Source organism: Pyxidicoccus trucidator (assembly GCF_010894435.1).
GTDB classification, from domain to species: Bacteria; Myxococcota; Myxococcia; order Myxococcales; family Myxococcaceae; genus Myxococcus; species Myxococcus trucidator.
Genome location: NZ_JAAIXZ010000001.1, coordinates 365673 through 389378 on the forward strand (window position 1 = coordinate 365673; position 23706 = coordinate 389378).

The window sequence follows — 23706 nt, forward strand, 5'->3', positions numbered from 1 at the left end:
GGCGCGGTCGACGCGTGCCCCGCTGGACTTTGGCCCCCGGTCGATGGAGACGCCCCCGCTGCGGGCACTCCTGATGCGGGAACCGTCGATGCCGACGTGCTTAGCGCGTGACAGGCTGCATGAGCCCCGCCCGGTCCAGTAGCTTGAGCACCCGCTGGCCCAGCTCGACGTGGGTGGGATTGCTCGCGGTGAGGCGCTCGGGGGTGAGGACCACCAGCGTCCCCTGGCCTTCCACGGGTTCGATGCGCACGGGCGCGGGCAGTGGAGGCACCACACCCCGGCGCCGCGACAGATACGTCACCCAGCCTACGAATGTGCCAGCGGGGCCCTCCTCCGAGAGGAGGTCACGGTGGATGCGTGACGTCGCCATGGCCCAATCGGGCTCCCAGGCCAGGGCCATGCTGCGCACGACATGGGCCAGCACGGGAGCAGTGAGCACCCGGTCAGCGTTCGGCCCATCAGTGGGCAGGGTCAACACACAATAGTTACTGCCCCCGCTGTAGTCCCCGCACTTGATGCGCAGGGCCGCACAGTCACGGGTGGGCCCGCCGTTGTCGAACCAGAAGGTGAAGCCCAGGTCCTCGAAGATGGGCCCGCCCTTCTCGCGATTGACGCCGCGCCGGAACAACTCGGTGAGCGTGGGCAGGTCAGGCGGCATGAGCGGATGCTTTCGTGCGTCCTTGAGCCTGCGCGCGGGCTTGTACCAGTGAGCCAGGAAGGGGTCGGCCGGGGCCAGCAGGTCGAGGAAGTCCGCCGCGCGCCGGGCGCACTCCTCGGGCGACTCCTTGCGAGGGCCCCAATAGGCACCCGCGAAGTAGGTTTCAGGGTCGGGCTTATCGCTCACGCCGCACTCTCTTTACTTCATCGGGGTGTGGAAGACGCTGATTCCCTTGACATCTTCATTCCTGAGTAGTTCGCGGATGGCCTTCGCCGCATCAGCTTCGGCCACATGCCACTCGATGCGGAGCCCCATGCCCTCAACCTTCTTGCGCTGACGGTCGGCCTGTTCAATGAGTGCCTTGGCTCCCGAGTGCCGGAACCACTCCTTGGGCTCCAGGCCCTCAAAGAACTTCGCATAGCCGGGGCCCTTGGCCTCCAGTAGCGCGTCGTTCTTGAAGCCGTCGAACTTCACGCCCCCTTCCTTCGTGCTCATGCCACCGACCCAGTAGGCGTCATCGGCGGAGTGCCCCGTAATCTGCTCCTGGTAGGCGCGGGACCGGGGCCTCATGGACTCCTTCGCCGGTCCCCATTTTCCCGGGCCGCCGGAGGGCGCGGGGGCCCTGGCCGCCGTGTTGGCGCGGTGGAGGATGACGGCGGCCCCGGGCCCGCCCCCCAGCACCGCCGCCGCTCGGCCCACGGGCACCGCGACGCGCTCCAGCACCAGTGCGCCTTCGGCCGTGAGCGACAGCGCGGGCACGGTGGCCTCGGCGCCCGCGAGCGCCCCCGTCAGCGTGCGTGTGGTGGCCGATGCGGCACCCCAGGTGGCAATCAAGTTGGTGAGCAGCTTGGAAACCTCCCTCACCTGTTCGCCCTCCGTCATGTACCGGAAGCGCTCCAGGTACTCGGGCGAGGAGGCCACCAGGGCCGCCAGTCCCGAGGGCAACTGGCGCAATGCGGCCAACGTGTCAGCAGGGTGGGTGGTGAGGAGTTGGCCCACGGCCACGGCCAGCCCCACGAATGCCTCCTCGGCGCCGTCCAGCGTGCGCGAGAGGTAATCCGCGTCGTCGTACACCTCCGCCAGCACGCCCCCGTCCGCCGCCCCCAACCGCGCGTCCAGGGCGCGGAAGGCGCCGCCCCGGCCGGAGTAGAAGCGTCCCAGCTCGAAGGGGCCCGCGCGCAGGGCACCGTCCCTCCACTCCACCGGGCCCACGCGCTGCTGGGTGCGCCCACTACGAGTCCAGGCGAGGCAGCCATCCGGGCGCAGCACTGCCACCAGCGTGAAGCGCTCCACCCGGCGCAGGAGTTCCCCGCGTGAGGCTGCACCGCCCTCCAGCACCTCGCGCAAGAGGTGGCCGGCCGCCATGCGCGGCGGGAAGGTGCCTGGCGTCACGGGGCGTTGCCCCAGCAGCATCAGCAGCCGCGCCGCGTCCTCGGGCGTCAGCGGCCCGTTTCGCGGGGGCAGTGTGTCCCTGTCCTCCAGGCCCGCGCGCACCAGCAAGGCCTCGAAGGCGTCCACGTCCAGCAGGCCCGGCTCCACCGCCCGCCGCGTCCGCTCCTCCACGCTGAAGGTGAGCACCGCCGTGCTGGGCAGGCGCACGGGCCGGCGGTGGCGGCTGCGCGCGTCCTCACCTGTCGCCGTGTGGGTCGGTGGTGAAGCGGGGGAGCCGTGCCCGTTGCCCTGCAGCCCAGGCGCGGCGGCGAGCTGGCGCGGAATCATCAGGCCCGCACGGCCGGATGGCGGAGGCCGCGAGGCGCAGCCGGTGGCCAGCAGCACCACGCCCAGCAGCAGGGCCTTAGCGGGCATGGTCCACCCCCAGGCCGAAGGAGGCGAATGCACCCGAGCGCAGCGTGCCGCCGGCCTCCGGAAACAGCAGCGTGCCACCGCTGGCCAGCGCGTAGAGCTTCCCGGCGAACCGCCAGCGCGCCTCACCGGAGACGAGGTAGCGCGGACCCGGCTGCCCCAGGCCCACCGCCAACCCCTCCACCGCCACTTCCAGGCGTCGGTGGAAGAGTTGCACCGCCGCGCGCCCGTCCACGTCCACCCGGCCCCAGGTGAAGGCTTCCGCGCCCAGGGCGAAGTCCAGGTGACGTTGGAGCACGCCCCCCAGCGCTTCAGCGTCCCAGGTCACCGCCGCTTCTCCATACGCTGAATAACCGTCCGGGAAGGGCGCCAAGGCCAGCGGCACGCCAGCGAAGCCCGCCGCCAGGAAGCGCCCCACCTCGTAGTCCGGACCGAAGAAGGCTTGACGGAAGCCGCCGTGTTGCCGCCGCGCTTCCAGCCGGAGCGTCATGACCCGTGTGGGCGTGTGCGAGTCCGCGCCCACGCCCGCCACCGCGCCCCAGGCGCCGCCGTCTCCCGGCCTGCCACCCCAGCCCGCCAGGACGTGCAACTCGTAGCCCGGGCGCACCAGCACCACCGCCGCGGTGTCCAGGTGCGCCAGCGTCATCGCGGGCGAGGCGCCCCCGGTCTTGCCCCACTCGTGCACGGCGGAGAGGGACAGCGTGTAGCGCTGGCGTTGCTTCGGCCGGCCGAAGAGGACGTGCTCCACGTCCACTTCGACTTCGGCGCCCATGAGGCGCGCGCCCAGCATGTCCGAGGTGAAGGCTTCCACGTACAGGGGCGCCCACCAGCCTGTCAGCAGAGCGCCCGCCGGGTGGTAGTCGGGATTCGCCCGGTTGGAGTAGCGCCGCACCAGATGCGCGGAGAGAAGGCTGTAGCGCTCCAACGCGCCCAACCAGACACCCAGCGGCGCGTTGTCGGAGCCCAGCTTGAGGGCGCGCACCATCTGCCCGAAGTCCGAGAGGCTGTCCCAGTCCTCCCGCCGCACCCAGCCGCCGTCCCCGCCCCACAGCCGTACCCGCAGCGGCGCGCCCAGATTGACGCCGAAGTCCTCGCCAAGCTCCGCCACCAACATGGGCGTCACCTGCAGATACCCGGCGTCTTCGCCCGCGCCCTGCCGGGGCAGCAGTGCCAGCGTGGCGCCCTCCAGCCGCATCAGGTAGCCCCACCGGGGGCTCGGCCCGAGGGCAGGCGGGTTCACCACTGCATCGGGTGGCGCGGCAGCGGCGGGACCGTCCGAGATGTCCTCCTCGCGCGGCGCCTCCGCCGCTGACCCGCCAGGTTGCAGCAGGAACACCAGCCCCAGCAGCACGGCCCCACGTCGCATCCTGCGCATTCGCGTCTCCCGGACAGGCACTCAAGCGAGGAGAGGACAGAGCTTCCCCTTCCGGTCCGACGTGAAGGCGTCAAACCGCTGCGCTGAGCCCCTCCCGGAGCCCGCGTGCGTGCGGCCTCCTACGGTGCGGTCGGGGGGCAGGAATCGCGTGCTCTTGAATGCACGGTCGCCAGGGGGAGCGCAGCTTCTGGGAAGCAGACCCTCGTGCCCGCGCGGGTGGCCGAGAAGCGGCATGTCCGGCGTGTCCGCCACGTCCAGCACGCCAGCCTCGCGCGAGGACGGACCCGGCCGGAGGTCCTCGCCTAAATGAAACGGCCCGGCCCCTCACGAAGAAGAGGAGCCGGGCCGAGCAGAGGACACCGCGGCGGTCAGATGCCGAAGCAGCCGCAGTAGGTGGCGTAGGTCACCTTATAGCTGTAGCAGGTGGGCACGCCGGGCTTGTTGCAGGCCTGGATGAGGTAGCTCGTGCCCGCCTTCTGCGTGCCGGTCTGCCAGCAGATGGGCTTCCCGTTGGGACCCATCTCGCACTCGCGGCAGGCGACGGTGCCGGTACACGCGCTCAGGCTGCCGGTGCAGGCCGTGGGGACGGTGGACCAGCTGCCGCAGCTGTAGTCGCCCGGGCAGGTGTAGTCGGCGGGACAGACGTCCATCGCGTGCATCAGCCCGTCATCCGGAGCCGCCGAGTTGAGCACGTCCTCGACCTGCTCCACCGTGGCCTGCATGTCGCTCGTGTCGATGCCCTCGAGCGCCAGCGCCTCCATCTCCTCCGGGGTCACCGGGCCGCATCCCACGACGACGCTCGCCACCAGCACTCCCAACCACTTTCCAAAGTGAGTCACTGCGTTCTCCATGCTGAAGGCTCCCGCCGTGGGAGCGATGTTCCAGCGCGCTGAGCGGGGGTCACGGCCGGGGGGGAGACGGGCACGGCGGCACCTCTTCCCGAGGACGCGCCCGGCGGACCGCTGGCGCGGCACCGCGCCCGGACCATAGCCGTCCCGCCCTTCCACGTGAAACATGGAAGCACAGCATTACCAGCAAGACATGCCAGCTATGACTTCGCGTCTGAAGACACCCGGACGCGCCGTCGGAGGTCTCCGTGACCCCGGGCAGGCCCGCCCGGAGTGTGCACCGGGCTTCACGCACCCGGGGTTCGTCTGGAGGGGCCACCCTCCTGTTCTCGCGAGGTTGGCCGGGGCATGGTGGTTGCTCTGGATGCGGCGCGAGTCCATCCCTGGAGGAGCGCCCCATGAGACGCATCGCCTGGCTGTCCGTCGCCGTCCTCACCGCCGCCTGCGGTGCGGAGACCCCCACGAAGGAAGAGGTGGACGCCGCGCGTGTCACGGTGGAGCGCGCGGTGGCCGCCGCCCACCAGGCGCGAGGTGCGCTGGAGGTGCTGGGTGTGCTGCCCGTGTACACGTGTGGCGAGCCCCGGCGCTCCTTCGTGGGCCGGGCGGCGGAGGGCGTGCATGCGCGATATGCGTGCGCCACCGCCGTGGTGGAGGCGCACGACAGCGTGACGGACGCGGTGGTGATGACCTTCGACGAGGGCGGCTGCGACATCCACGGCCTGCGCTTCACCGGACAGGTGGCCTTCCTGTACCGCGGCGGCGAGGACCTGATGGAGGTACACGCGAACCTGCGCGGGCTGGCGGTGGACGGGCACACCGTGCAGGCGGAGGTGGGCTACGGCACCTGCGGTGACGAGACGCGCCTGTTCGCGGACGTGGCGGGCAGCGTGCCGGGCCGCGAGGACCACACCTTCCACATCGACGGCCGCGTGGGCCTGCGCTCCGGAGTCCCCGTCATTGGCGGCTCCGAGCTGGTGCTGGACGGCCCGGGCGAGCTGACCGGCCCGGAGGGCACGGACCGCCTCACCCTCACCTCGCTGCTCTACGACGTGGGCCAGTACCTGCCGAAGGAGGGCACCGCGGTGCTGGAGACGGCGAACGGCCACCGGCTGGAGGCCCACTTCCAGGAGGTGCTGTGGCGGGTGGGCAAGGTGGAAATCACCATCGACGACAAGGAGCCGGTGACGGTGCCCATCGTCCGCTGAGGCACGGGCGCGCTCGCGCCCTGGCGGACGGTGCCAACAGAGCAACATGGCCCGCTCGCGCGGCGCCTCCCGGCAGTTCCCGGGCACCACGGGCACCCGACTTCCGCTAGGGTGTCGCGCCGTGAGCGACGACGTCACGATTCCGGCCTTCCGCACCGTGCCCCGCACGGGCGTCATCTTCGTCACCGCCGAGGCGAGCCGCCGCGGCTACCGTTCCAGCGACCCCGACTGGTGCAACCTGGGCCAGGGGCAGCCGGAGACGGGAGAGCTGCCCGGCGCCCCGCCCCGCCTGGGCTCGGTGAATATCGACGTGGCGGACATGGAGTACGCCCCCGTCGCGGGCCTGTGGGAGGTGCGCGAGGTCATCGCGAGCCTCTACAACAAGCTCTACCGCAAGGGCATGCCGAGCCAGTACAGCGCGGAGAACGTGTGCCTGTCCGGCGGCGGACGCGCGGCCCTCACGCGCGCGGCGGCGAGCCTGGGCTCGGTCAACCTGGGCCACTTCCTGCCGGACTACACCGCCTACGAGGAGCTGCTGGACGTCTTCAAGGCGTTCACCGCCATCCCCATCCTCCTGGAGGGGGACCGCGGCTACGCCTTCACTGCGGATGACCTGCGGCGCGAGGTGCAGGGCCGCGGCCTGTCCGCGCTGCTCTTCTCCAACCCGTGCAACCCCACCGGCAAGCTGGTGCAGGGCGACGAGCTGGCGCGCTGGGTGGGCGTCGCCCGCGAGCAGGAGTGCTCGCTGCTCATCGACGAGTTCTACTCGCACTACATCTGGACGGGCCGTCCGGGTCACCTGCCGGTGGAGAGCGCCGCGCGGTACGTGGAGGACGTGAACAGGGACCCCATCGTCATCTTCGACGGCTTCACCAAGAACTGGCGCTACCCGGGCTGGCGCATGACGTGGACGCTGGGTCCCCGGCAGGTCATCGAGGCGGTGTCCAGCGCGGGCAGCTTCCTGGACGGCGGCGGCAGCAGGCCGTTGCAGCGCGCCGCCATTCCCCTGCTCCAGGAGGAGGCGGTGGTGGCGGAGACGATGGCCATCCACAACGCCTTCCGCGAGAAGCGGGACAAGTTCCACTCGCGGCTGGAGCGGCTGGGCATCCGCACGGACCGGGCGCCGGATGGGACGTTCTACGTCTGGGGCAACGTGTCCGGCCTGCCGGCGCCGCTCAACGACGGCATGGGCTTCTTCCGGGCGGCGCTGGAGCAGAAGATCATCACCGTGCCCGGCGAGTTCTTCGACGTGAACCCGGGCAAGCGCCGCGCGCGGAGGCCCTCGCGCTTCCGCAGCTACGTGCGCCTGTCCTTCGGCCCCTCGCTGGAGGTGCTGGAGAAGGCGCTGTCCCGGCTGGAGGCCATGGTGCTGCACTACACGAACTCGCCCCAGTCGGCTCCGCCGAAGACGTGAGATGCGAGGACGGCCCGGCCCCTCGCGAGAGGACGCCGGGCCGCGAGCCGGCGGGCTCAGCGCGCGGAGCTGGCGCCTCCGCGCTCGGGGACGACCCACAGGTACAGGGTGCGGCCGCCCTCCTGGATTTCCTTGTCCGGCTTCCAGTCCCCCATGTCGAAGCCGTGGGACACGATGCGCGTGCCCGGCTTCAATTCGGACAGCAGCTTGGGCTTGAGGCGCTCGTTGACGGAGGGCAGCAGGTAGAGCGTCACCACGGTGGCGTCGCTGATGTCCGCGTCGAAGAGGTCGCCCTGGCGGAACTCCACCTGGTCCTCCACCTTCGCGCGGCGGGCGTTCTCATTGGCCTCGGTGATGCGCTCGGGATTGATGTCCACGCCCACCGCGCGCGACGCCCCATGCTCCCTCACGGCGGAGATGACGATGCGTCCATCTCCACTGCCCAGGTCATAGACGACGTCACCCGGCTTCACCTCCGCCAGCTTCAGCATGCCCGTCACCGCCTCCTCCGGCGTGGGGACGTAGGGCACCTCGGGGGCCTGGATGGCCACCGCGGAGGGCTCGGGCACCTGGACGGACTGGCGGACGGTGACGTCCTGCGCGGATGCCGTGGCACCCACCACGAGCGACAGGATGAGGGTGGACCGCTTCATGTGGCCTCCTTGGTTCGTTGCAGCCTGGGGGAGAGCCGCTGGCTGCCACGCGGCGTGCGGCGGGTGCGGGCCAGCTCCACGGCGAGCAGCACGGCGCCGGTGCCCAGCACGGCCAGCCCCGCCAGCGCGCCGGGCCCGGTGTAGGCCAGGCTCGAATAGAGGACGTACGCGCAGAGCCCGATGAAGAGCAGCGGCGTGAGCGGATACAGCGGCACGCGGAAGGGCCGGTGCACGCCCGGCTCGCGCACGCGCAGCACCAGGAGCGACACGCCCGTCAGCAGGAAGAAGAGCCAGAACACGGGCGCGGTGTACTCCACCATCGTCTGGAAGCCCTGGCGCGTCACCGTGCCCAGCCCCACCAGCGCCAGGGTGATGGCGCCCTGCACGAGCAGCGCGCGGGTGGGCGTGTTGGCCCGCGCGTGCCAGCGGCCCAGCCCGTTGAACAGCACGCTGTCGCAGCCAAAGGCATAGTGGGTGCGGGCGCCGGTGAGCACCGTGGCGTTGGCGGAGGTGAGCGCGGAGATGGCGATGAGCACGCTGATGGCCACCGCGCCCCCCGTGCCCAATGCCCGCTTCATCAGGTCCGCGGCCACCGCCTCCGAGCCCGCCATCCCCGCGTGTCCCAGGCCCCGCAGGTACGCCAGGTTGACCAACAGGTAGAGCGCCGTCACCACGCCGATGCTCACCAGCAGCGCCCACGCGAGGCTGCGCCGCGTGCCCTTCACCTCCGCTGACAGGTAGGCCACCTCGTTCCACCCGCCATAGGTGAGCAGGACGAAGACCATGGCCAGCCCCCACGACGCATTGGAGGAAGCAGCCGCCACGGGCGCCGGCACCGAGGGCGCGGGCGCGAGCAGCAGCCCCGCGACGATGACGGCTCCCACGCCCAGCACCTCCAGCGCGGTGAGCAGGTTCTGCGTGCGCGTGCCCTGTCTCAGCCCGGCGATGTTCACCGCCGTGAGCCCCACCACCACCGCCGCCGCGTACACGGAGGTCGAGTACGGCCCGAGCGGGACGAGCTGCGAGGCGTAGTCTCCGAAGACGAAGGCCAGCAGCGCGATGGAGCCGGTGGGAATCACCGTCAGCCTCGCCCAGGCGAAGAGGAAGGCCGGCCCCCGCCCGAGTGCACGGTGGAGGTAGTGGTATTCCCCGCCCGGATGCGGCCACGCGCTGGCGAGCTCCGCGTAGCAGAGCGCGCCCACCAGCGAGGCGACGCCGCCCAGCAGCCACGCCAGCAGCATGGCGCCGCCGCTCGACGTCTGCGCCGCCACCAGCGACGGCGCCTTGAAGATGCCGGCGCCCAGGACGATGCCGACGGTGAGCGCCACCGTGTCGATGATGCGCAGCGAGGGCGAGGGAGCGGCCGGGCCTCCCAGGGGAGCAGGCGCTTCCGCTGCGCGCTGTCCGCTCGCCACTACCTGCTGCTCCCGCATGGTGTCGCTCCGAGCGCCGGGGTGTCTGCTGCACGCCACAAGCTGCACCTGCGGTATGGGTCCGGGGAGACATGAGACTTCGGGTCACCTGTCCCCCACCCTTGCGCCATGGGGCTCCGCCGCGCGCACGTAGGGGAGGCACCACAGGCGACCGGGCGGGCCTCCGACTCCCGCGCGCCCCGGCCCCGAGGTCTGGGTTCCTGGCGCCCCGGCGCGGCCGTCTCACGGTGCCCGCCATCGGCTGCGAGGCCTGATGGAGCGATGGCGCGGACGGAGCTCCAGCGATGGAGTGGCCGGGGCTGGCATCCGCGCGGCGGCACCGGTGAGAAGGTCTATGCTGGGCCCGCCATGAGACTTCCGCCGCCCCGGCTGCTGCTGCTGAGCATGCTCTATCTCGTGCAGGGCATGCCCTACGGCTTCCAGACGACCGCGCTGCCCGTGTTCCTGCGCACCCGCGAGGTGCCGCTCATGGCCATCGGGTTCGTCGGGGCGCTGGCGCTGCCGTGGGCACTCAAGGCCCTGTGGGCCCCGCTGGTGGACCGGTATGGCTCGGCCCGCCTCGGTCGGCGCAGGTCGTGGATCCTCCCCATGCAGCTGGGGCTGGCGGCGAGCGCCGTCGTCGCCGCCTTCGCGGCCTCCCGCGAGTCCCTGTCCCTGCTGCTCGGGATGGTGTTGCTGATGAACCTCTTCGCCGCCACGCAGGACATCGCGGTGGACGGCTTCGCCGTGGACACGCTGCGGCCGACCGAGCTGGGCCTGGGCAACACCGCGCAGGTGGTGGGCTACAAGCTTGGGATGATGGTTGCCGGAGGCGGAATCATGGCGTGGACCGGCAACCGCATCGGCTGGCCGGGCATGCTGCTCGCCATGGCGGCGCTGAGCCTGGCCGCGTTCGCGGTGATGCTCTTCGTGCGTGAGCCTCCACCTCGGGACACCTCCCCGACCGAGCCGTCCTCGCAGCTGAGCTGGGCGGAGGTCTTCGGGCGGCTCAAGCAGGCCCTGCTGCTCCCGGGCACCGTGTGGCTGCTGCTCTTCATCGGCACGTACAAGCTGGGCGAGAGCATGTCGGACGTGCTCTACAAGCCGTTCCTCGTCGACTCCGGCATTCCCCCCGAGCGCATCCTCCTGTGGGTCAGCACGTGGGGCACGCTGGCCTCGCTCCTCGGCTCCGCGGCGGGAGGACTGCTGGCGGCCCGACTGCCACTGCTCGGCGCGGTGGGCCTCACCGCCGCGCTGCGGGTGGTGCCGCTGGTGGGGCGGTGGCTGCTCGCGACGACTGGTGTCACCGACTCCGCCGTCATCGGCATCACCCTGGCCGAGGAGTTCTTCGGCGGCGCGCTCACCGTGGCCATGTTCGCCTTCATGATGTCGCGCGTGGACCGCCGCATCGGCGCCACGCACTACACCCTGCTGGCCAGCCTGGAGGTCTGGGGCAAGGCGCCCGCGGGGCCGCTCGCGGCCTGGCTCGCGGACCCGAAGTACGGCCTGGGCCTGGGCTACGCGCGCGTCTTCCTGCTCGGCACCGTCCTGTCCGTGGCCTTCCTCGCACTGCTGCTGCCGATGCGACGCCAACGCCGCGCCGAGACCTCGGCCCAGGCCGCGACCTGAGGACCCACGCAGGGGGCGGTTGCACTCCCGTGACAACACCCTGTCTGTAATTTCCCGCGACACAGGAATGTCGCGAGAGCCGTGTCAGTCAGGCGTGTTAACTGCGGGCCGCAGCACTCCCCCCCCCACCCGTGAGCCCCTGGCTCACGAGAGGTCCACCGCATGTCCATCTCATCCCTGAAGTCACTCCTGAGCGGCGCCGTCCTCCTGGCCTCGTCCGCCGCCTTTGCTGGCAGCGCCACCACCATCCCCGCCTTCGACGCGAAGATTGCCACCGCCCGTGGCTCCTCCAGTCCCGGCGGCACCACCATCAACCGCGCGGAGATGCAGGGCGCGGTGGACGTCTTCCTCCAGGACGACGGCCAGGTGGACTCGGCCGAGCGTGCCCACCTGACCCCGAAGCTGAGCAACACCACCTTCCTTACCGGCATCACCGGCTCGGCCAGGAAGCTCCTCAGCGACTTCCACGAACTGAACGACGCGGCCACCGTCGCCGCGCCGCTGGGCAACTTCCCCGTGGCGCAGACGCCCGCCGTGCTGTTCGGCGCCACTGGCTCGCTCGCCGCCAACACCGAGATTCGCGAGGGCTACATCCCCAACGGCCAGGGCGTGGCCAACCAGGCCACGCTGGTGGAGACCTTCAACGCCAACGCCATGTACGGCAAGACGGTGGACCACTTCACGCCCATCACCACGCAGGAGCTCATCAAGGTGCTCGGCACGCAGTACCTCCACACCAAGGCCACCCCGGACGAGGTGGACGGCGCGGTGACGTACATCCAGCAAATCTCCCGCAACAGCGACCGGCTCTACTTCGCGTCCTGGGCCTACAGCTACCACAGCGGCTACACCACGGGTTTCGTCGTGGCGGCGGTGAGCAGCGACCGGCGCTTCGTGCGGTTCGTGGACGTGCTGACCTACGGCGAGTAGCCGCCGTCAGGTGACACCTCCGGCCGGAAGGCGCAGGTCTCGCGCCTTCCGGCCGGAGCCGCCCCAGGGCTCAGGCCCGCGACAGCCGCCGCCAGCTCACGCCGGCGACGAGGAGCGCCGCAGCAGCGGGAAGCCCCCATGGAAGGGACCTCCGCAGCCGGTGCTCCCACACGTCCACCCGGTCCGCGAGCAGCAGCATCATCCAGTGCCGCGGCAGGTGGTCCGGGTAGCTGTAGGCCGTCTTGCGCAGCAGCCCGCTCAGCCCCTTGGGAGGCTGCGCCGTGCCGTACACCGGCGGCATGTGCTTGCGCCCCGCGTGCTTGAACACCGGCACGTCCGCGTGCTGCGGCGTAATCGGCGCGCGCGCGCCGGCCAGCGGCTGCGCTTGCGTCTCCATGGGGACGCCGGGGCGGTCTCCAGGCTCCAGGTCCGCGGCGGCGCCGGGAATCGGTCTATCGGGCATGGCTCGTCGCCTCCTCTTCGTTGTCGTCGTCATGCGTGGCCGTGGGGGCTGAGGACGCACTTGATGCACCCGTCCCGCTTCTGCGCGAACAGGTGGTACGCCTCCGGCGCCTGCTCCAGCGAGAAGCGGTGGGAGATGATGGCCTTGGCATCCACGCGACCGCTGCGGATGTGCTCCAGCAGGCGCGGCATGTAGCGGCGCACGTTGCACTGGTTCATCCGCAGCGTGAGCCCCTTGTTCATCGCCGTGCCGATGGGGATGAAGTTCCACGGCGGGCCATACACGCCGACGATGGAGACGTTGCCACCCTTGCGCACGGCGTTGATGCACCAGGTGAGCACCGTGGGCGCGCCGGCCTCCAGCTTCAGGCCCAGGCCCAGCACGCGGTGCGCCCGCGAGCCCTCCGCCTCCATGCCCACCGCGTCGATGCAGACGTCCGGGCCGCGGCCGTCGAACATCTCCTTGAGGGAGAGCACGACGTCGTCCACCTCCTTGAAGTTCACCGTCTCCACCTTCGCGAAGTGCGCGGCGAAGGCCAGGCGCTCCGGCACGTGGTCCACCGCCACCACGCGGCCCGCGCCCATCAGCCACGCGGACTTCATGGCGAACAGGCCCACCGGGCCGGCGCCGAACACCACCACCGTCTCGCCGCCCTTGATTTCGCCCATCTCCGCGCCCTGGTAGCCGGTGGGGAAGATGTCGCTGAGGAAGAGGACGGACTCGTCGTCCATGTCGTCCGGAATCTTCATGGGCCCCACGTCCGCGAAGGGCACGCGCACGTACTCGGCCTGTCCCCCGTCGAAGCCGCCGGTGGTGTGCGAGTAGCCGAACACGCCGCTGGCCACGTCGCTGGCCGGGTTGCTGTTCTCACAGTTCCCCGTGAGGCCGCGCTGGCAATAGAAGCAGGTGCCGCAGGAGATGTTGAAGGGCACCACCACCCGGTCGCCCTTCTTGAGCTGTGACACCTCGCTGCCCGTCTCCACCACCTCGCCGGTGAACTCGTGGCCGAAGGTACAGCCCACCCGCGTGTCCGGGACGAGCCCGTGCAAGAGGTGCAGGTCCGAACCGCAGATGGCCGCGCGAGTCACCTTGAGGATGACGTCCTGCGGGTGCTCCAAGCGGGGGTCCGGCTTGTTCTCCACTTTGACCCGGTAGGGTCCCTGGTAGGTCAGTGCGCGCATCGAACGGTGTTCCTCCGTCCTTTACGGGTGAGGATGCACACCGCCCGGGGCAAGGCACGGAGCACTCACGGCCGTCGCTCGGCCGGCTGCTTCGCGCCGTCCTCCTCAGGGCTTGAAGGACTCCGGCGGCAGCTCCGTGGCGCGCCACAGGTACCAGCTGGCCACCGTGCGCCAGGGCCGCCAGCGCTCACCGTGCGCCAGCAGCTCCTTCGGACTGGGCATGTCCTTCAGGCCATAGGCGAGCATGAAGCCCTTGCGCACGCCATAGTCGTCCACCGGCAGCACGTCCGGCCGGCCGAGCCGGAAGATGAGCAGCATCTCCACCGTCCACTGACCGATGCCGCGCACCTGCGTGAAGTGCTCGATGAGGGCCGCGTCGTCCATGCGCCGCACGCGCGCCAGCGGCGGCACCGTGCCCTCCAGCGTCTTGAGCGCCAGGTCCCGCATCGCGGCCAGCTTGTTGGCGGACAGGCCCGCCGCGCGCAGCTCCGCGTCCGGCACGGCCATCAGCGCCTGGGGCGTGAAGCGCCGCCCCTGCCCCACGCGCTCGCACACGCGCCCGAAGATGGTGGCGGCCGCGCGGCCATGGAGCTGCTGGTAGACGATGGAGCGCGCCAGCGCCGCGAAGGGGCTGTGCAGCGGGCTGAGCTCGAGCCGGAAGGGGCCCACCCGCTTCATCAGCGAGCCCAGCACCGGGTCCGCCCGCACCAGGGCACGGCGGACCGCGGGGGTGAAGTCTTCGGGAAGGCGCGGGGCGACAGGGGCGGGACGGGGCATGGGGAGGCATGCTGCCGCCCCCGCCGTCCCGCGCAACCCGATTCTTGTCCGCGACGCCTCAGATGGGCGCGGCGTGGTCCGTCTGGGCGGAGACCTGGGCGCGCGGCTCGTTCTCCATCAGCTCCTCGAACTCCTGCTGCATCTGGACGCCCAGGTCCTCGAGCTGCTCCTTGGAGAGAAGCTTGCGGACCTTCTTGAAGAGGTCGCCCTCCTCCTCCTCCACGTGGTGCTCTATCTGCTCCTGGAGCACCTGCATCTTCGCGTCGAACTCCTCGTCGGAGGCCTCCATGTCCAGCAGGTCGGCCATGATGCGCTTGGCGGAGAGGTGCTCCTCGGTGGCCTCGCGCAGCAGGTCCTCGGTGTCCTCGGCCTTGGCCGCCGGATAGAAGTACTGCTCCTCGATGGAGGCGTGCGCGCTGAGCCGGTCGGCGATGGCCTCGAACAGCTCCTGCCGCTTCTCGTCGGCGTGATCGGCGAGCTTTCCGTACTGCTTGAAGAGCTTCTTCACCTCGTCGTGCTGCTGCTTCAAGAGGTCGAGTGCGTTCATGGGCCCAAGCTAGGAATGGAGCGTGGGTGCGATAACCCAGCGCGTTGGCCGCGAGCGCCTGCCCGCCTGCCCAGCTTCAGGGCCTTTGAGATGTGTACGAACGGACAGTGTCGGCCCCCGGGTGTTCGCAAGTCACGGTGGCCGGGAAGCGATTCTGGGGAGACCTGCTTCCCCGCGTTACAAGACGGTCAGGCGTGGGCCGGAAGCCACCACCCGCCGCGAGCCCAGGAGCCCTACGGATGCCCGTGGAAAGAACGGCCGGAAGCACCAGCCTCGTCGATGTCCTGGACCGGGTGCTGGACCGCGGCCTGCGGTGGGACCCGAGCGTCCGCGTGCTGCCGGGACGGGCCTCCCCGCCCTGGAGCGCCGAGCGCATCGTGGTGACATTCATGGATGTGAGGACCGACGACCCCCCTGCCCCTGGAGACGCTCCACGGGCCCCTTCCCCTGGAGCCTGACGCATTGGCCTCCCCTGTACCGCTGCCCACCGCACCCATGCCCGACGCCGGGGCGCGCCTCGCCCTGGCGGAGCAGCTGCTCGCCTGTGACGCGGCCCGTCCTTGCGCCGAGGCCGTGGTGGAGTGGCTTGCCCGGCACACGCGGGCCAGCGCCGTCGCCTGCCTGGTGCGCGAGGAGCCCGGGGACCGGCTGCGGTGCCTCTCGGCCCGGGGCGTCTCCGACGCGCAGCGCGCCATGCTGGAAGCGGCGTCCGAGGGCGCAACCCATCCGCTGGCGGAGGTGCTGTCCCACGCGGCGCCGCGCTTCTTCCCTGCCTCGCGCGCCCTGCTTCCGGCCGTGGCCGGCGGAGGCGACATCGCGGTGCCACTCGGCCGTCCGGGCGTCCCCGCGGTGGGGCTGCTGCTGCTGTCCGTGAGCGAGCCGGCGCTCCCGTCCGAGGTGGCGTGGGTGGCCGCGCACGTGGGGTCCACGCTCGCGCGCCTGGTGCCCGCCGTGTCCTCGGGGCGGCGCGAGGTGTCGGGCGGAGCGCTGCTCCGCCGCATCATCGACGCGGTGGCGGACCCGGTGCTGCTGACGGACCTGGAGGGACGGCCGCGCATCGCCAACGCCCGCGCGGAGGCGCTGCTGGTGGCCGGCGCCGAGTCAAGCGAGGGACGCCGCCGCGCGGTGGAGCTGAACCAGCGGGTGTTCTCCACCGCGCTGGCCAGCGCGAGCAGCGGAGGCGCGTCGGGGACACGCCGGCGCGAGGTGCCGCTGGTGGACCCGGCGGAGGGCATGGACCTGCTCTTCGAGCTCATCAGCACGCCGGTCCACGAGCCGGACGGCCACGAGGCCATGGTGAGCGTGCTGCGCAACGTGACGGACCTGGGCCGCGCCACCCAGGCACTGGGAGAGAGCTACCGCCGCCTGCGGGCCACCGAGCGCGAGGCGCGCAGCGAGCGCCACCGGCTGGACCGGGTGCTGGACTCGGTGGCGGACCCCATCATCCTGTCGGACCCGTCCGGCGGCACGGTGATGATGAACGACCCGGCGGAGAAGCTCTTCGCCATTCCCCTGGACGGGGGCAAGGCCGCGCAGCGCCGCGTGCGCTCCAACGACGCCACCTTCTCCTCGTTCCTCGTCAACCTGGTGGACGGCGGGGGCAGCCTGCGCTGGCGCGGCCAGCTCAGCCTGGCGGACCCGGCCACCGGCGCCACCATCCCCGTGGAGGCGGTGGCCAGCAAGGTGCTGGGGGACACCGGCGAGCTGACGGGCATCGTCACGCTGTTCCATGACCGCACCGAGGCGCTGGAGAAGGCGCGCCTGCTGGAGCGGGTGAAGGAGGTCTCCACCCAACTGGAGGCGCGGGTGCAGATTGCCACCGCGGAGCTGGCCGAGCAGAACGAGAAGCTGCGCCGGCAGGCGATACAGCTGGAGCAGGCAAGCGCGGCCAAGTCGCAGTTCCTGGCCAACATGTCCCACGAGTTCCGCACGCCGCTCAACGCCATCCTCGGCTACACCAACATGCTCCTGCAGGGCGTGTCCGGTGAGCTTTCGCCCGCGCAGAAGCGCAACCTCACCCGCATCGACTCCAACGGCAGGCACCTGCTGGAGGTCATCAACGAGATTCTCGACATCACCCGCATCGAAGCGGGGCGGATGCCGCTGCACCTGTCGGACTTCGGGATTCCGGAGCTGCTCCAGGAAGTCGTAGCGGAGCTGGACCCCATCATCGCCCGCAGCAAGCTGGCGGTGAGCACCCAGCTGGGCGCGCGGGTGCCCGCCGTGCACAGCGACCGGCAGAAGGTGAAGCAGATCGTCCTCAACCTCCTGTCCAACGCGCTGAAGTTCACCCACGAGGGCTCGGTGACGGTGATGGCGGAGTACGTCGCGGCCACGTCCACGCTCGCCATCTCCGTGCAGGACACGGGGATTGGCATCGACCCGGCGTACCAGGAAAAAATCTTCGAGGACTTCCAGCAGGTAGACAGTTCACCGACGCGGGCCTATGGAGGAACGGGCCTGGGGCTGTCCATCTGCCGTCGGCTGGCCACCATGCTCGGAGGGCGCGTCTCCCTCCAGAGCGCTCCCGGCCAGGGCTCGACGTTCACCCTGCACTTTCCACGACGCGCGAGGCGCGCATGACCAACCCCTCTCCGACTCTCAAGCCGCTCGTGCTGGTCGTCGACGACTACCAGGATGCCCGGGAGATGTACGCCGAGTACCTCGAGTTCTCCGGCTTCCGCGTGGCCGAGGCGAAGAACGGGCAGGAGGCGTTGGACAAGGCCTTCGAGCTGCGGCCGGACATCATCCTGATGGACCTGTCGCTGCCCATCATCGACGGCTGGGAGGCGACGCGGCGGCTGAAGAACGATGACCGCACGCGCACCATCCCCGTGGTGGCCCTCACCGGCCATGCGATGACGGGCCAGTCCGACGAGGCGAAGGGCGCGGGCTGCGACTCCTTCGTCACCAAGCCATGCCTCCCGGACGCGCTCGTGGACGAGGTCCGGCGCGTCCTCGCCACACGCGGAGGCCCCCAGCCAGGGTGAGACGCACGATGCCCCGGACGTCACGGCCCCGAAAAGGCACCACTGGCAAGGCGCGGAGTACCTCCGGAGCGGAGAAGGCCACCGCTGCGACTCCGAAGAAGCCGCGGACGAAGCGCCCCGTGGCCACGGAGGCGATGAGGGTGACGGCCTCGCTCCTCTCCGAGACGAAGGCGAGCGCCATGGCCGCCCCGGTGGCTCCGGAGGCGGACCTGGCGTCGCCGCCGTCCGGACAGGTGTCCGTGGAGTTCCCGAGCGAAGCGTTCCCCGTGGCGGCTCGCGTCCCGTCGGAGACGTCGCGTCCACCGGCCTCCGCGAAGCCGCACCTGGAGGCGGAGGGCACGCCGGGAGCGCCCTCCGGAAGCACGGAAGCCGCTCCGGCCCGCGCGCCCCGGGTGGAGGTCGAGGACGGCCCGCAGTACCTCTACGGCGTGGTGCGCGCGGCGGGAAACCTGGACTTCGGGCTCATTGGCCTGGGCGCGCCCCCGGCGGACGTGCGCGCGGTGCGCGAGGGAGACCTCGCGGCGCTGGTGTCCACCTCGCCGGCACTGGTGGTGGACCCGACACGGTCGCACCTGCTGGTCCACCAGCGCGTCACCGAGGCGATACTTCACGAGCACACGCTGCTGCCGGTGGCCTTCGGCACGGTGCTGCGCTCGGAGGCCCAGGTGCGGGCGCTGCTGCGCACGGCGCATGGCTCGCTGTCGAGCGCGCTCGCGGCGCTGGAGGGCAAGGTGGAGCTGGGGCTGAAGGTGATCTACCACCGCGAGCACCTGGCCCGGCGCCTGGAGCTGGAAGACGCGCAGCTGTCCCGCCACGACGGAGAGCCGGAGGCGGACCACGAGCGCCGCCTCGGCGCCGCTGTCGAGGTCCGCGCCGCGCAGGACATGGCCTCGCTGCTGGAGGGCCTGCGTCCGCTGGCCCAAGCCTCGCGAACCTCGCCGCCCGTGGGAGACAGGATGCTGCTCAACGCCGCCTTCCTGGTGGAGCGCCAGGCAGTGCCCGCCTTCGAGGCGAAGGTGAAGTCGCTGGCGGCGCGCTCGGACATCTACTCCTTCCGCTTCACCGGCCCGTGGGCGCCCTACAGCTTCGTGGACGTGCGCCTGGGGCTGGAGCCGGAGCCCGACACGGCGGCCTGAGACGAGGCCGCCGCGCGGTTCCGGACGTCACTTCCCCGAAGCGGAGGACACCGGCGCGGCCACCTTCGCCGCCTCGTTGGCCAGCGAGTCCACGCCCGCGTGCAGCCGGGCCCAGCCGGTGGTGTGCTCGGTGCGGGCGAAGAAGCTGCCCTGGCCACGCGCCACCCGCAGCTCGCCCACGGGCTTGCCACCCTTGCGGTACTCCACGCGGAAGGCCTCTTCCAGCTCGCCACCCGGCGGCAGCTCGTCACGGCCCAGGAAGTCCAGCGGCATCAGCCGCCACACCCGGTCATGCCAGTTGCGGGCGAACTCGTCCGGCCGGTCCGGCGACTCCTCCGGCACCAGGGACACCGGCCCGGCGGGCGCATTGCCGCTCGCGCGGAAGGTGCGCGACGCGCCCCCGGCGGAGATGACCACCGCGTCGAAGTCTCCCAGCTCGAAGGTGTGCAGCCGCCGGTCCACCAGCCGGCTGGTGGCGTTCTCCAGGTCGGGCAACAGCGCCGGGCCGAGGAGGAACACGCGGCCGTCCGCCTCGCGCCGCAGGTACGGCGTGCCCCAGCCTCCCGCCGGCGAGGCCAGGGAGAAGGCCTCCGGCTTGCCCCCCACCGTCAGAGTCAACTTGCGCGGGGTGCTGGCCAGGCCCACCTCTTCGAGCTTCTTCGCGTCCAGCTCGCCCAGGGCGCGCATGGCCCGCAGCGGCGCGAAGCGGGCGAACAGCTTCTCCGCCGTCTCATTTGCCCGAAGCTCACGCGGGGGCGGAGGAGGCTCCACGGGAGCGGCCACCGGAGGCGTGCCGGCATCCATCGCCGAAGCCATGGCCGTGCCCGCGTCACCCGCACTCGCGCTCGGAGCGGCGACCGGCGTGCCGGCGTCCGTGTTGACGGGAATCACCGTCGGCGGCTTCGGCGGCTTGGCGCCCAGGCGCACCCACAGCCTGTCGCGGTCCTCGGCGTCGCGGAACAGCTCCACGAAGCGCGTGTCGTCCTCGTAGCGCACGGCGTCCAGCGCGCGCACCGGAGCATCCACCACCGTCACCTCGCCCGGAGCGCCCGCGGGCTCCCGCTGCCAGACGAGGAAGGCGGCCACCAGCGCCACGGCCGCGAGGCCCCCTTGCAGGGCCAGGTCCCTTACCTTCATCGCTCACCTCCCGCCGCCACCGCGGCCCGTGGAGCGCGCCGGCCCCGCCGCCGCGTCTTCACGAAGCCCACCGCCAGCACCAGTGCCGGCCCCAGGAAGACGGTGGCGTAGAACCAGGCCACGTCCTGCTCACGCGTGTGTTGAATCGGCACGTCCTCCTCGGTGGACACCGTGCCGGACAGCGCCTCCTCGCCGGTGAGCCACCGCAGCGTGTCCACCGCGAGGTACGCGTTGCCGAGGTTGCCCAGCAGCTGGTCGCTCAGCCCGTCCGCGTCCGCCATGACGACGACGCGCGTCGTCTCCTTGCCGGCCGGAGAGGGCCTCTCCACCGCCACCACCAGCGGCCACGTGCGCCGCATCTCCCCCGCGTCCTGGGTGAAGTTGCCATTCGCGTCCGCGAAGGTGGCGCCGTGCGCGCGCACGGAGATGTCGTGCAGGACGCCGTTGGGCAACGGCTGAATCTGGTCCATGGCGCCCGCGCCGGGGAAGGCCACCGGGGCCTGCCCCGCCAGCGCCGACAGCGCGGTGACGGACGGGTGCGAGGAGAAGCTCGCCGTGCCCAGGTTGCCCCGGTCGCTCTGCTGCCGCGAGGTGCGGAAGAACACCTGGTCATTGGCCAGCGGCGTCTTGAGATACTTCAGGCCCAGGGGCTCCAGCACCTGGTGGAAGTCCGGCCCGTCCGGCTCCAGCGCCAGCCACAGGCGACCGCCCCGGTTCGCATACTCGTTCAGGGCGGTCAGTTCCTCGGGGAGGAACTCGCGCGTGGGGCCCACCACCGCCACCACGGCGGCGTCCTTCGGCACCTCGGAGCCCAGGCCCTCGGACACGCCCAGCGGACGCACGTCCACGTTCTGCGCGCGCAGCAACTCCTTGAGCTGCGCCACGGACGGACGGGCCATCTCGCCCGGCACCGGCCGAGACTCGGCGCGCTCGCCATGGCCCGCGGTGAAGTAGACCACCCGACGGGGCCGGGCCACCGCCAGCAGCCGGCGTTGCACCTCCTGGTCCAGCCGCTGCAGCTGGCCGCGAGCCCGGTCGATTTCGAGCCCCACCGCGAGCGGCTCCTTCCGGTCACCGCGCGAGAGCACGACGGTGCCGTTGTTGTGGACACCCAGCGCCTTCGCCCGGGAAGGCTCCACCGCCTGGTCCAGCCGCTCCACGTTGAGCAGCTGCGGGCTCTCCGCCGACAAGTCACGGAAGTACTGCGCCACCGCCTCCCCCACCTCGTTCGCGGGCGGGAAGAAGAGCGTCACCTGCAGCGGCTCGTTGAGGCCGCGAATCACCTTGCGCGTGGAGTCGCCCGGCTTCGCGGTGCGGAAGTAGGACAAATCCCACGTCGCGTCCGCCTGCGTGGCCACGAACATGGACGCGAAGGCGAAGATGACGACGAAGGCCACCCCCAACCCGGAGTAGAGCGCGCTGCGCACGCGCCCCGTCTCCATCACCGGAGCACGGAACATCGCCGCGGCGGCCACCTCCACCAGCGCCAGCGGCAGGAGCGTGCACAGCAGCAGCGCCGGGAAGAGCGCCGCCAGCACCACCGCCAACCGGGGAGCCTTCTGCGACAGCGCCCCGCCGAAGAGGGCCGCTCCCGCGTCCGACTGGACGAAGTAGAGCAGCAGCGCCACCAGCCCCAGGCCGTACAGCCCCAGCACCCAGCCCTCCACCGCGCGCCGGTCCGCCGCGGCCGAGCGCATGCGGGTGAAGCGCCAGGCCGCCGCGCCCACCGCCAGCGCGACGCCGAGCGCGGAGAGGACGGTGCGGCCGGTGCCCGCACCGAGAATCCGCTCGCCGATGAACACCGCGAGCAGGCCCGCGACGAACACCAGCGTCACGGGCAGACCGCTGCCAACAGGACGCGTGCTCATCGCCACCTCCGGGCCTCGAGCACCCGGGTGGCCGAGAACAGCGCCACGTAGGTGACCACGAGGTAGTAGACGACGTCGCGCACGTGGACGAGCCCCGACTGGAACGGCGGGAAGTGCTGGTTCCACAGCGACATCGCGCTGAAGACGCTCGACAGGGGCTGCTCGGTGATGCGCGCCAGCAGCCAGCAGAGGATGAGGGCCACCAGCAGCACCGCGGAGGTAATCGCCGCGAGCAACTGGTTGCGCGCCAGCGCCGAGCCGAACGTGCCCACCGCCAGCGACGCACTGCCCAGCAGGAGCAGGCCCAGGTACCCGGCGGCCACGTGGCCGAACGACACCTTGCCGTTCACCAGCACCAGCAGCGGCATGTACAGCGTGCACAGCACATACAGCGCGAGGAAGGCCAGGCCCGCCAGGTACTTGCCCAGGACGATGTCCCTGTCCCGCAGCGGCGACGAGTACAGCAGGGGCAGCGTGCCCGTCTGCCGCTCCTCGGCCAGCAGCCGCATGGAGATGAACACCGAGGCGACGATGGTGAAGCCGCTCGAATAGTAGAAGAACTGCGACAGCACCTCGGCGGAGCGCTTGCTCGCGCCGCCCAGGGCGTACGCGTTGAAGAACAGTCCGTTCAACCCGAGGATGATAGCGATGACGACATAGCCGCTGAGCGTGCGCAGGTAGGCGGCGAGCTCGCGGCGGGCAATCAGTAGCGCCTTCACGCTCGCACCTCCTGGCCGTGCGTCAGCCGCAGGAAGATGGACTCCAGCTGGCCCGCGCCCTGGTCCAGCCGCAGCAGCTCCAGGCCCGCGCCCACCACCGCCTGCGCCACCCGGGGCCGCATGTCTGGCGAGGCCCGCACCGTCAGCGCCACCACTCCGTCCGCCACCCGACCCACCTCTACCGCGCCGAAGCCCTGGAGCACCTCCACCGCGCGCGCCCTATCGCCACGGACCTCCAGCTCGATGGAGCCACCGCCGCCCATCTTCGTCCCCAGCTCCTCCTCCGTGCCCTGCGCCACCAGCGCCCCCTTGTGGATGATGAGGAGCCGGTCGCAGGTCTGCGAAATCTCCGGGAGGATGTGGCTGGAGACGAGCACCGTGTGCGTGCCCTTGAGGCCCCGGATGACGTCGCGCATCTCGACAATCTGCCGGGGGTCCAGGCCGCTGGTGGGCTCGTCGAGGATGAGCAGCGCCGGCTTGTGCACCAGCGCCTGCGCCACGCCCACGCGCTGGCGGAAGCCATGGCTGAGCGTGGAGATGAGCTCGCCGTCCACCTCGCGCAGCCCCGTCTTCTCCTCCGCCTCGCCCACGCGGGACGGGGTGTCCCTCGACGTCACGCCGCGCAGCTGGGCGACGTAGGCGAGATACTCGCCCACCGTCATCTCCTCGTAGAGCGGCGGGACGTCTGGCAGGTAGCCGATGCGTTGCCGGACCTCGTGGGGGTTGTTCACCACGTCATGGCCGTCGATGACGACGCGCCCGGAGGTCGGCAACAGCACGCAGCCCAGGATTTTGAGCGTGGTCGACTTACCCGCGCCATTCAGGCCCAGAAAGCCGATGACCTCGCCCTGGCCAATGGTGAAGGCCAGCTCGCGGATGGCCGCATGCTCACCGTAGTACTTGGTCAGCCCTTCGACCTGGATCATATCGGCGTTTTTTCTGGCGCAGCCGTGGGGAATGT

At 71.1% G+C, this 23706-nt stretch carries 21 protein-coding genes; 7 read left to right on the plus strand and 14 right to left on the minus strand.

The window, feature by feature from the left end; genetic code table 11:
* Window positions 1-100: 100 nt before the first annotated feature.
* The 4 genes from G4D85_RS01570 to G4D85_RS01585 form a co-directional block, all read right to left on the minus strand.
* Window positions 101-844, minus strand: coding sequence for an immunity 52 family protein (locus G4D85_RS01570; RefSeq protein WP_164007202.1), 744 nt, complete (start codon window positions 842-844; stop codon window positions 101-103).
* 12 nt (window positions 845-856) lie between these two features.
* Window positions 857-2464: a Tox-REase-5 domain-containing protein gene (locus G4D85_RS01575; RefSeq protein WP_164007204.1), complete on the minus strand. Its 1608-nt coding sequence runs from the start codon at window positions 2462-2464 to the stop codon at window positions 857-859.
* Entirely contained in the window at window positions 2454-3836 is a 1383-nt protein-coding gene (locus G4D85_RS01580; protein ID WP_420821687.1) for a hypothetical protein, read from the minus strand. Before G4D85_RS01580 ends, G4D85_RS01575 begins: the two co-directional genes overlap by 11 nt.
* A gap of 368 nt (window positions 3837-4204) precedes the next feature.
* On the minus strand, window positions 4205-4675 hold the full coding sequence (locus G4D85_RS01585) for a hypothetical protein (protein WP_164007206.1): 471 nt from the start codon (window positions 4673-4675) through the stop codon (window positions 4205-4207).
* 407 nt (window positions 4676-5082) lie between these two features.
* Between G4D85_RS01585 and G4D85_RS01590 the strand changes: the two genes are divergently transcribed.
* Together G4D85_RS01590 and G4D85_RS01595 are read left to right on the plus strand one after the other, a co-directional pair.
* Complete coding sequence (locus tag G4D85_RS01590; protein WP_240359016.1) at window positions 5083-5889, plus strand: hypothetical protein; 807 nt, start codon at window positions 5083-5085, stop codon at window positions 5887-5889.
* Between the two features lie 121 nt (window positions 5890-6010).
* Window positions 6011-7303, plus strand: coding sequence for a pyridoxal phosphate-dependent aminotransferase (locus tag G4D85_RS01595; protein WP_164007208.1), 1293 nt, complete (start codon window positions 6011-6013; stop codon window positions 7301-7303).
* 56 nt (window positions 7304-7359) lie between these two features.
* On the opposite strand, the gene G4D85_RS01600 is transcribed toward G4D85_RS01595, so the two are convergent.
* Together G4D85_RS01600 and G4D85_RS01605 are read right to left on the minus strand one after the other, a co-directional pair.
* Entirely contained in the window at window positions 7360-7956 is a 597-nt protein-coding gene (locus G4D85_RS01600) for an SAM-dependent methyltransferase (protein ID WP_164007210.1), read from the minus strand.
* Entirely contained in the window at window positions 7953-9389 is a 1437-nt protein-coding gene (locus G4D85_RS01605) for an APC family permease (RefSeq protein WP_164007211.1), read from the minus strand. The genes G4D85_RS01600 and G4D85_RS01605 overlap by 4 nt, the downstream gene beginning before the upstream one ends.
* Window positions 9390-9737: 348 nt before the next feature.
* On the opposite strand from G4D85_RS01605, the gene G4D85_RS01610 reads away from it, so the two are divergent.
* Both G4D85_RS01610 and G4D85_RS01615 read left to right on the plus strand, forming a co-directional pair.
* Window positions 9738-10997 carry an MFS transporter gene (locus G4D85_RS01610; RefSeq protein ID WP_164007212.1) on the plus strand — a complete coding sequence of 420 codons (1260 nt, stop codon included), beginning with the start codon at window positions 9738-9740 and terminating at the stop codon, window positions 10995-10997.
* A gap of 162 nt (window positions 10998-11159) precedes the next feature.
* Window positions 11160-11927: a hypothetical protein gene (locus G4D85_RS01615; RefSeq protein WP_164007213.1), complete on the plus strand. Its 768-nt coding sequence runs from the start codon at window positions 11160-11162 to the stop codon at window positions 11925-11927.
* 70 nt (window positions 11928-11997) lie between these two features.
* Here the strand turns inward: G4D85_RS01615 and G4D85_RS01620 are convergent, their stop codons facing one another.
* The 4 genes from G4D85_RS01620 to G4D85_RS01635 form a co-directional block, all read right to left on the minus strand.
* A complete protein-coding gene (locus G4D85_RS01620) occupies window positions 11998-12390 on the minus strand; it encodes a hypothetical protein (RefSeq protein ID WP_164007214.1) in 393 nt (130 codons plus the stop codon).
* A 29-nt stretch (window positions 12391-12419) separates the two neighbouring features.
* On the minus strand, window positions 12420-13571 hold the full coding sequence (locus tag G4D85_RS01625; protein WP_164007215.1) for a zinc-dependent alcohol dehydrogenase: 1152 nt from the start codon (window positions 13569-13571) through the stop codon (window positions 12420-12422).
* A gap of 105 nt (window positions 13572-13676) precedes the next feature.
* A complete protein-coding gene (locus G4D85_RS01630; protein ID WP_164007216.1) occupies window positions 13677-14348 on the minus strand; it encodes a DNA-3-methyladenine glycosylase family protein in 672 nt (223 codons plus the stop codon).
* 58 nt (window positions 14349-14406) lie between these two features.
* Window positions 14407-14895, minus strand: coding sequence for a hemerythrin domain-containing protein (locus G4D85_RS01635; RefSeq protein ID WP_164007217.1), 489 nt, complete (start codon window positions 14893-14895; stop codon window positions 14407-14409).
* Between the two features lie 462 nt (window positions 14896-15357).
* On the opposite strand from G4D85_RS01635, the gene G4D85_RS01645 reads away from it, so the two are divergent.
* The 3 genes from G4D85_RS01645 (at window position 15358) to G4D85_RS01655 (ending at window position 19021) form a co-directional block, all read left to right on the plus strand.
* A complete protein-coding gene (locus G4D85_RS01645) occupies window positions 15358-17478 on the plus strand; it encodes an ATP-binding protein (protein ID WP_205525378.1) in 2121 nt (706 codons plus the stop codon).
* Complete coding sequence (locus G4D85_RS01650; protein ID WP_164007219.1) at window positions 17475-17885, plus strand: response regulator; 411 nt, start codon at window positions 17475-17477, stop codon at window positions 17883-17885. Before G4D85_RS01645 ends, G4D85_RS01650 begins: the two co-directional genes overlap by 4 nt.
* A 140-nt stretch (window positions 17886-18025) precedes the next feature.
* Window positions 18026-19021: a GvpL/GvpF family gas vesicle protein gene (locus G4D85_RS01655; protein WP_240359017.1), complete on the plus strand. Its 996-nt coding sequence runs from the start codon at window positions 18026-18028 to the stop codon at window positions 19019-19021.
* 27 nt (window positions 19022-19048) lie between these two features.
* On the opposite strand, the gene G4D85_RS01660 is transcribed toward G4D85_RS01655, so the two are convergent.
* From G4D85_RS01660 to G4D85_RS01675, 4 genes are read right to left on the minus strand one after another with little or no spacing between them, the layout of a single operon-like run.
* Entirely contained in the window at window positions 19049-20158 is a 1110-nt protein-coding gene (locus G4D85_RS01660; RefSeq protein WP_164007220.1) for a hypothetical protein, read from the minus strand.
* Window positions 20155-22026, minus strand: a complete 1872-nt coding sequence (locus G4D85_RS01665) for a motility-associated ABC transporter substrate-binding family protein (RefSeq protein WP_164007222.1) — start codon at window positions 22024-22026, stop codon at window positions 20155-20157. The genes G4D85_RS01660 and G4D85_RS01665 overlap by 4 nt, the downstream gene beginning before the upstream one ends.
* Window positions 22023-22745, minus strand: a complete 723-nt coding sequence (locus G4D85_RS01670) for an ABC transporter permease (RefSeq protein ID WP_164007224.1) — start codon at window positions 22743-22745, stop codon at window positions 22023-22025. The genes G4D85_RS01665 and G4D85_RS01670 overlap by 4 nt, the downstream gene beginning before the upstream one ends.
* On the minus strand, window positions 22742-23671 hold the full coding sequence (locus tag G4D85_RS01675; RefSeq protein WP_164007227.1) for an ABC transporter ATP-binding protein: 930 nt from the start codon (window positions 23669-23671) through the stop codon (window positions 22742-22744). The genes G4D85_RS01670 and G4D85_RS01675 overlap by 4 nt, the downstream gene beginning before the upstream one ends.
* Window positions 23672-23706: the final 35 nt, after the last annotated feature.